Origin of the sequence: Proteiniphilum sp. UBA5384 (genome assembly GCF_002410825.1) — a bacterium.
Lineage (GTDB): Bacteria > Bacteroidota > Bacteroidia > Bacteroidales > Dysgonomonadaceae > Proteiniphilum.
On the sequence record NZ_DHOS01000057.1, the window covers coordinates 1 to 7,283 of the forward strand.

The 7,283-nt window shown below is 40.8% G+C and carries 7 protein-coding genes and 1 pseudogene; 4 read left to right on the plus strand and 4 right to left on the minus strand.

The features are described 5' to 3' along the window. The coding region (locus B4G81_RS11010) for a nuclease domain-containing protein (protein WP_294082452.1) at positions 1-1,217 on the plus strand (1,217 nt) is incomplete at its 5' end. 30 nt (positions 1,218-1,247) lie between these two features. Here B4G81_RS11010 and B4G81_RS11015 read toward each other — a convergent pair. Continuing rightward, positions 1,248-1,586, minus strand: coding sequence for a very short patch repair endonuclease (locus B4G81_RS11015; RefSeq protein WP_294082454.1), 339 nt, complete (start codon positions 1,584-1,586; stop codon positions 1,248-1,250). 1,259 nt (positions 1,587-2,845) lie between these two features. Between B4G81_RS11015 and B4G81_RS11020 the strand changes: the two are divergent. Continuing rightward, positions 2,846-3,140: pseudogene (locus tag B4G81_RS11020) on the plus strand (type II toxin-antitoxin system RelE/ParE family toxin). After that, a complete protein-coding gene (locus B4G81_RS11025; protein WP_294082456.1) occupies positions 3,106-3,432 on the plus strand; it encodes a helix-turn-helix domain-containing protein in 327 nt (108 codons plus the stop codon). The pseudogene B4G81_RS11020 and the gene B4G81_RS11025 overlap by 35 nt, the downstream one beginning before the upstream one ends. Before the next feature lie 128 nt (positions 3,433-3,560). On the opposite strand, the gene B4G81_RS11030 is transcribed toward B4G81_RS11025, so the two are convergent. The 3 genes from B4G81_RS11030 to B4G81_RS11040 form a co-directional block, all read right to left on the minus strand. After that, entirely contained in the window at positions 3,561-4,085 is a 525-nt protein-coding gene (locus B4G81_RS11030) for a hypothetical protein (protein ID WP_294082458.1), read from the minus strand. A gap of 93 nt (positions 4,086-4,178) precedes the next feature. Next, on the minus strand, positions 4,179-5,729 hold the full coding sequence (locus B4G81_RS11035; protein ID WP_294082460.1) for an RNA-binding domain-containing protein: 1,551 nt from the start codon (positions 5,727-5,729) through the stop codon (positions 4,179-4,181). A gap of 247 nt (positions 5,730-5,976) precedes the next feature. Beyond that, on the minus strand, positions 5,977-6,609 hold the full coding sequence (locus tag B4G81_RS11040) for an NAD(P)H-dependent oxidoreductase (RefSeq protein ID WP_294082461.1): 633 nt from the start codon (positions 6,607-6,609) through the stop codon (positions 5,977-5,979). Between the two features lie 144 nt (positions 6,610-6,753). Here B4G81_RS11040 and B4G81_RS11045 point away from each other — a divergent pair, with 144 nt between their 5' ends. Further along, on the plus strand, positions 6,754-7,119 hold the full coding sequence (locus tag B4G81_RS11045) for a winged helix-turn-helix transcriptional regulator (protein ID WP_294082463.1): 366 nt from the start codon (positions 6,754-6,756) through the stop codon (positions 7,117-7,119). Positions 7,120-7,283 lie beyond the last annotated feature (164 nt).

Here is a 7,283-nt window from a genome sequence, read left to right on the forward strand (position 1 = left end):
GGTGCATATGCTCCGGATTATCCATCAATTCGGTATCATTTGATGGCAAGGCCTACCAACATCTGATAGAACCAACAAATGACGGTTTAAATGTAATGTTGAAATCAGGAAAACAGACAGCATTAAAAGGAACCTATACAAAAAGAAACAGGGATTTAAGCATCAAATTTTCCTATAACAGAACTTTCAAAGGTGGAGTGGATTATCCGAACAAGCGAAGTGGAAGCTGGACCGCTCCTCTCAGGCCCGACTATACCTTGAGTATCTGGCCTAAAATCTTTTCCGAGAGAGAGGCGGAACGTAACGAGTCGATTGTCCATATCCATTTCGACGCGAAATACAAGATCGACAATTTCTACCAGACGGTTCAACCGGATCTGGAAGGTGCGGAATTGGAGATGGAACTTGATCGGATAGAGATCGACGAACGCAAAGGCACCTACAAGAATGTGGACCTACTCAAGATGCATGCCTATAAGGATGCCATCCGCCGTTCGGGAGGGGCCTATATCTTATATCCGGGTGCAACCGATGAGACTTTCAGGGGTTTTCACGAGATCATTCCCGGATTAGGGGCTTTTTCGGTGAATCCCTCTCCCGATAATACCGACATAAAGGAATTGTCAAATTTCATCGACCTTGTGATTGACCATCTGCTCGACAGGACTTCCCAGCGTGAAAAGTTATCGGACGAGACCTATCATATCTTCAAGGAGGCAAAAGATGATGATAACGTCATACACGAACGTATCCCCGAGTATGTGGATAAAGAGAAAGCCTTTGCAGATGAAGTATCTGTCCTGATCGGATTCTATAAAAACGAGGAACACCTACAATGGATATTGCAGCACAATCTTTATAACTTCCGTACCGGTACCGACAGAGGGTCGCTTCCCCTATCTGAAATGCACATTCATGCGAAATACCTGATTCTACACGGAAAAGGTGAACTGGAAACAGACAGGATTTTCAAACTCACCCCCAAAGGAGCTAAAATCTTTTCAAGAAATGATTTGCTGAGAAGCGGATACCCCGAACCCAAAGGTGAGTTGTATATCGTTTTTGAAATAGAAAGGAACGCTTCTGAAGATCTCGACAATATAAAAATCGATTTGAGGAGATTACCACAGTTCAAGACATACCGAAATTCAGCCAAACCGTTTTCGGCCACTTTATCGGAAGTGCTAAAGTCTAAAATCATCGGGTTACATCAGTGATTTCCGGCCTTCGTATCTGACGGATTTCGGTTATAGCACATTCCACCCCAGCGCAATAAGCTGCGTGGTATGAATTTTATCCCTTCCCCTGTTCGTGGTAATCTTTTCCACCCAAAATTCAGTATTCGTTTTAGGGGTAGTGGCATATTTGCATCCTTCGTGACCATGCCAGAAACAGCCATGCACGAAAATGACGGTCTTATATCTGGGTAAAACAATATCGGGTGTTCCGGGAAGTCTTTTATCGTTTACGCGATAACGGAAGCCCCTTGCAAAAAGAGCTCTCCGTAATATCATTTCGGGCCTGGTATTCTTCGACCGGATCCTTGACATCACCTGTGACCGCTTTTCATTATCCCAGATATCCATTCAGTTTTCAATAAACATACTATCTATGCAAAAATACAAAAAAGTACAAACAACAGTAAACAATCGACTAATCATCTATATTACAGTAAAATAATTGGATCCTTTATTGTTTATACCTATAAGTTTTTGTGAATTTGTCAGGTCAACATACAAAACAAGCAGTCTCAAAATTGGCCGGGTGTACGCAGAATCACTGACTGGATATCATCGGGATATCCACCGTCATCTGTTCGTTACCGAGATCCTGCGAGGAACAGGGTGTCAACTCCAGGGAATGGTTCATAGACATGATTGCCAAAATACCCTACTATCAAAAAAACAGCAGTATAAACTCTAGAACTTTCTTCCTCTGGAATGAGCAAAATTGGAGAACTCGTCTATTACTGTAATACGGATGATAAGAAATTTGTGCTATTTGTGCAATTATTGTGCAATCTTATTTAACATGAGGAACAGGTACACCAGACAAAGGGTCTGTATCACAACAATGAGATACTATTATCTGCGTATCTTCTTCTCTTGCAGATGATAAAATCTATGAAATAGAAAAAAGGTATTCCAGATTTTGATTATTCAGAGTCGCAATTCCTGATTTCATGCTTAGACAGACATAATATAGGGTTTTACTTACTCGTGCAAGGCAAGGAATGGTGATTGTCATTCCTGAAGGGAATGAGGAAGATCATACTCGTAAAAAAGAGTATTACGATGGAACATATAATTATTTGAAAAATATCGGATTACAAACACTATAAATATCCTCTTGGCTCCCTACCCGATTCCCATGTAGGTATATATCTGCTTGACCATATTGATGCCGAAATATCTGTATCCTGCCATTCCGGCATGTTGACCCCAGCAAGTCTCTGATAAGAGAGACTGCCTGATATGATCTCTACCTTCTTCTCTCTCGCGACTATCTGCTCTTGAACCGTTCCCAGAGAATAATACCTTTACTTGGTGTTTTGAAATACATGATTCGAATTTGAACCAAATTATTTTGAGGCGCGTGAGCCGAGTTTGATCGAATTGAGCCAAAAATTACAAAATAACAAACAATACGAACAATTAATGAACGATTATTTTTTTGAGAAAATATTTTGCACCTCTTCCCTTGCGCCATAATCTATTAGAGTTAACCTGATTTTCAAAAGTGTGATACAAAAAAACAGCGAAAAGTTGCATGATAATGGAACTTAATATATCTTTACAGCACGGAAAGAAAAATAAGGACATACGGTGGTTATTTTGAATCCTTTATGGATACGCTTACCGACAAGGAACAGCATAAAATCCAATACGGTCTTGATTTGTTGAAAACGGAGGATTAGGATATCTGCAAAGTTTGTACCCTTTATAAAGGATGGATTATATGAATTAAGAACCGAATACAACGGAAACATATATCGCGTATTTTTTATTTTCGACGACGGACAGATCGTTGTTTTATTTAATGGTTTTCAAAAGAAAACTCGTAAAACGCCAAAAACTGAAATCGAGAAAGCAATTAAAATTAAAAATGAATATTATGCAGACAAAAAAACATACCAATAATCACCAAATTGTTGATTACGATGCAGTACTTGATGCCAAATTCGGAAAAGCCGGCACGCAGGAGCGTGAAGATTTCCGTCGCGAAGCATACGCCTATTACATGGGGCAGATAATATACAACGCACGTAAAAGTGAAAAAGTAACCCAGTCGGAACTGGCAAGTCGTATAGGGGTGAACAAATCCTATATCTCAAAAATTGAGAATGGGGATATAGAACCCGGCTCAGGAACGTTTTACCGGATTATCGATGCGCTTGGGTTACGCTTTGAAATAACAAAAAAGATATGCTAAAATTATAATGTACGAACCATTCCTGAAGGGAATGAGGAAGATCATACTCGCAAAAAAGAGTATTACGACAGTACATAACGAACATCCCGAATTATGGTAATGAATATTGACAACAAACATGTCGGATGTTACAGATGACGGGATATGGCTACCGGGCTATCGGGGTGAATGCCGTTATCTTTAGTTTTATCTTGCAGATTTAACAGGGGAGTGATATCCCAACTTGAGTAATTTGCCAGGACATTATCTTCGGAAACCATCCTGAGTGTTTGTAATATAGGGTCTGTAAGCGATTGGGGGGACGTTTTGTTCTGAAGCAACTCTTCAAATAAATTCATCGTGTCAATAAGAGACTCGCTATGATCCATACTGTTAAAATCGTCAAACATCGAGTACCATTCATCCCGTTCGAAATGATTATTGAGGGTGACAATCATCTGTGTAAGCAAACTAAGCGCTTCACCATAACGTTCTTGTCCGTAGAGAGATGTGGCTATTTCCACCACATCTTCAATATTGTTCGCTGTTTCGTCTAGTTCCCAATCTTCCGAAGTCAGAGTGAACAACTCTTCCAGCAATGGTGCATACATCTCCATACAGGGTATTTCCTGTGACGGGGCTTTGATGGAGCGTATCTTATCAGCGCACTCCATATTCTTTAAAAAATCAGATCGGCGCATAATTTGTAAATCGTAATCTTACTTATAACTAATTCGGGGATCAACATAGCCAAGAATAAGAAGCTTTCATAGAATAATCCATTTTCCGGATTTAGTTGATCCTTCGTGTTTTATAACACCATCATTGGACATTACTTGAATGTGATATTTAATACTTCCATGAGAATATCCCAATTGAATTTCTAATTCTTTTCGAGTTATAAATGGATTGTTTTTTATTGCCTGTAAAATCTTTTCTTGGATGTTTCTTGGATGTTTCTTGGATGTTTCTTGGACGTTTATTGGATGTTTCTTGGATGTTTCTTTGGCTTTTCTTTGGCTTTTATCTTCTTTTTTCTGGGTAGTTTCCGGGTAGTTTCTGGGTAGTTTCTGGGTAGTTTCTTCTTTTTCTTGGGCAATATTAACTCCAAAACCTTCCTCGAAATATCTTTTCGATACATTTTCCACTACCCTGAAAGCGGTTACCAGGGAAAAATCGAAAATGGCTTTTCCGTTGCCGTTTTCTTCCAACTCCTTTTGTACTCGATAAACACCTCGACTAAAACGATTCACATATCCCAGCACTTTCATTGCCTCGGCAATAAAAGGATTGCGGTAATCACTTACATTGGGAAAGTTCTCCGGGGTCACTTTTCCATATAATCCTCCGGGGTTTTGTACCTCTATACGATCGTCATATTCATAGAATTGCACAGCCCCATTGGCTTCTTGGTCACGGTGCATGATCGAATTCATAAGTAATTCACGTGTAGCCCAGTAGGGATATTTGGAGAACGTTTCCTCCCGTAACACGCTCACCGGGATAGGACGTTTCTGTGATATACTTGTTTCGATAAACGTATCGATCCTAGGCAACACCACACAAAGATTTCCACTGAATTTATATTCGTTAACAATATCTCCGGCCCGGTCATTTCCTTTGAAACGGACATACTGAACATAGCAACCGGGCAAATAGCGTTCGGGATTCGTTCCGAAAAGGACGATGGCTCCATTAGTGGGACAGTCGTAACGCAAATCGTAAAATCCGAGCGATGCAAGTTGCTCTTCGATACTTCGCTTATCTTCAGCAAGTACCTCTTCGGCAACAGCTTTGGGGAGGAATTCCTTTTTGATTAGTTTTACATCCAAATCGTTAATGGTCGTCCCCAGACACGGCATCGCATCGAATGTATGTACGTTGGACAAACGGCGTTCGGTTAATATTTTTACTTCGGCCTCGGTGGCCATGCTTTTACGAGGTCCTACCCGTACCCAAACACGCCCACGGTACCGTACAGGTGGAAATTCCGACGGTTGGACTTCAGCTACCAATAAATCACCGTCATTAAAACTAAACTTTTCGACCGTCATGACCGGTTGTGGCAAAATATTACCATCGGTACGAATATTAGCAATTTGTAATAATAGCCTATCATCCACTGTCAAGCCTGATAATTTTCCGTTGTTATATGCACCGATAATCAGATATCCATTCTTACCGCTACCCGAAACATCATTGGAAAACGCACAAATCGCCTGACAAAACTTGTCCATATTATCCGTTGAAGTCGTACGCTCAACGTGATGGCTTTCGGTGTCGGAAAGGATATGTCGGAGTTGACTTTGTGTAAGCATTTTACTTTGCGTTTTATTTTCAATGAAAGGTAAAATTCTTTCTACAAAGTTATAATAAAAATTTGAATGACAAGACTATAAAATCACTTTTCAGCCTGTCAGCATATTCTCCCGGCAGGTATAAGTCAAATAGCTTATAAGTTACTTTTATAAGTTCTATCGCTTATAAAATTATGGGATGCTTCTAAACAAACAGCTCCGAATCTCAATGAGTCCGGAGCCGCTTTAAAGTTGTTGTGCTATTGGATCAGTCAATGACTGTAACAAATTCTTCTTTGGGAGTGCGTACTTTTTTTAGGTTTACGAGCCAGTCGTGTTGGCTATCCCTGTAGCCGACGGGCAGGATAACGACACTCTTTAGACCCAATGCGTCAAGGCCGAGGATTTCATCCAATTTGGCAGCGTCGAATCCTTCCATAGGGGTGGCATCAACTTGCTGCTCTGCCGCTGCGGCAATCGCTAATCCGAATGATATATAGGCTTGTTTGGCTGTATGGTTTCTATGCCATTCTTCGCCCAGGGATTGATAATTTGCCCAAAGCGACCGGGCATATTCACCCATCGAATCCTCCGGTAATCCGCGCTCCCTCGATGTCTTTTCCATTACGTTCCCGATCTTTTCGGGCGAATAACTGTCCCAGGCAGCCCAGACGATCAGATGGGAACAGTCGGTGATCTGGCTTTGGTTGAAAGCCGCTTCTTTTATCTTTTCAAGTACCTTTCTGTCACTGATGACAAAGACCTTATAGGGTTGTAATCCGGATGAGGATGGCGCCAGCCTTGCTGCTTCGAGGATGTAATCCAGTTTTTCCTGCTGAACGGCCTGTCCGTTCATTTTCTTTGTGGCATATCGCCAGTTCAAGTTGTTTATTAATGACATATTTTTTTATTTGATATTGCTGTAATTTCTATTGATAAAATCACTTTGATGATGCAAATTTAGCTATATTTGCTATAGAATAGTAACTACTATACCAAAGTATACCGGTATACTTTAGTATAGTTTCAATAAAACCAGATAGATATGAGTCCTTCGATTGAACTGAATAAAGCAAAACAATGTGCGGGCAGTTATGTACTGGCCATCAATGACACGATGAATGTTGTCAGTGGAAAATGGAAGTTACCCATCATCGGGGCATTGCTTTTCGGTAAAAAACGCTTCAAGGAACTGGAAAGGAACATCCCGAAGATTACTCCGCGGATGTTGTCCAAAGAGTTGAGGGATCTGGAGATGAACGGTATTGTGACAAGAACGGTGTACGACAGTGTGCCGGTTACTGTTGAATATGAATTGACACGATCGGGCCAATCTCTCACCAAAGTGCTGGATGTAATGGTGGAATGGGGATTGGAACATCGGGAAAATACTGTGGGAAAGGCAGTGTAACCCCTGCAGTGTAATCTCCGGTGATTATTCATTGTCCCACCAGGACACGAACCCGAACATAAGTTTCCTGATAGATGTTTAAAGTGAAAGAATTACCCCTTATACCCAAAACAGATTAATTTAGTGTAGAAAAATCATTATCGGTATAAGCGCTTAGAGCGCAC

Coding starts and splice junctions, on each gene's coding strand:
- B4G81_RS11015 (WP_294082454.1), bottom strand. CDS start 1,586: ATGGATATCTGGGATAATGAAAAGCGGTCACAGGTGATGTCAAGGATC.
- B4G81_RS11025 (WP_294082456.1), top strand. CDS start 3,106: ATGAATATTATGCAGACAAAAAAACATACCAATAATCACCAAATTGTT.
- B4G81_RS11030 (WP_294082458.1), bottom strand. CDS start 4,085: ATGGAGTGCGCTGATAAGATACGCTCCATCAAAGCCCCGTCACAGGAA.
- B4G81_RS11035 (WP_294082460.1), bottom strand. CDS start 5,729: ATGCTTACACAAAGTCAACTCCGACATATCCTTTCCGACACCGAAAGC.
- B4G81_RS11040 (WP_294082461.1), bottom strand. CDS start 6,609: ATGTCATTAATAAACAACTTGAACTGGCGATATGCCACAAAGAAAATG.
- B4G81_RS11045 (WP_294082463.1), top strand. CDS start 6,754: ATGAGTCCTTCGATTGAACTGAATAAAGCAAAACAATGTGCGGGCAGT.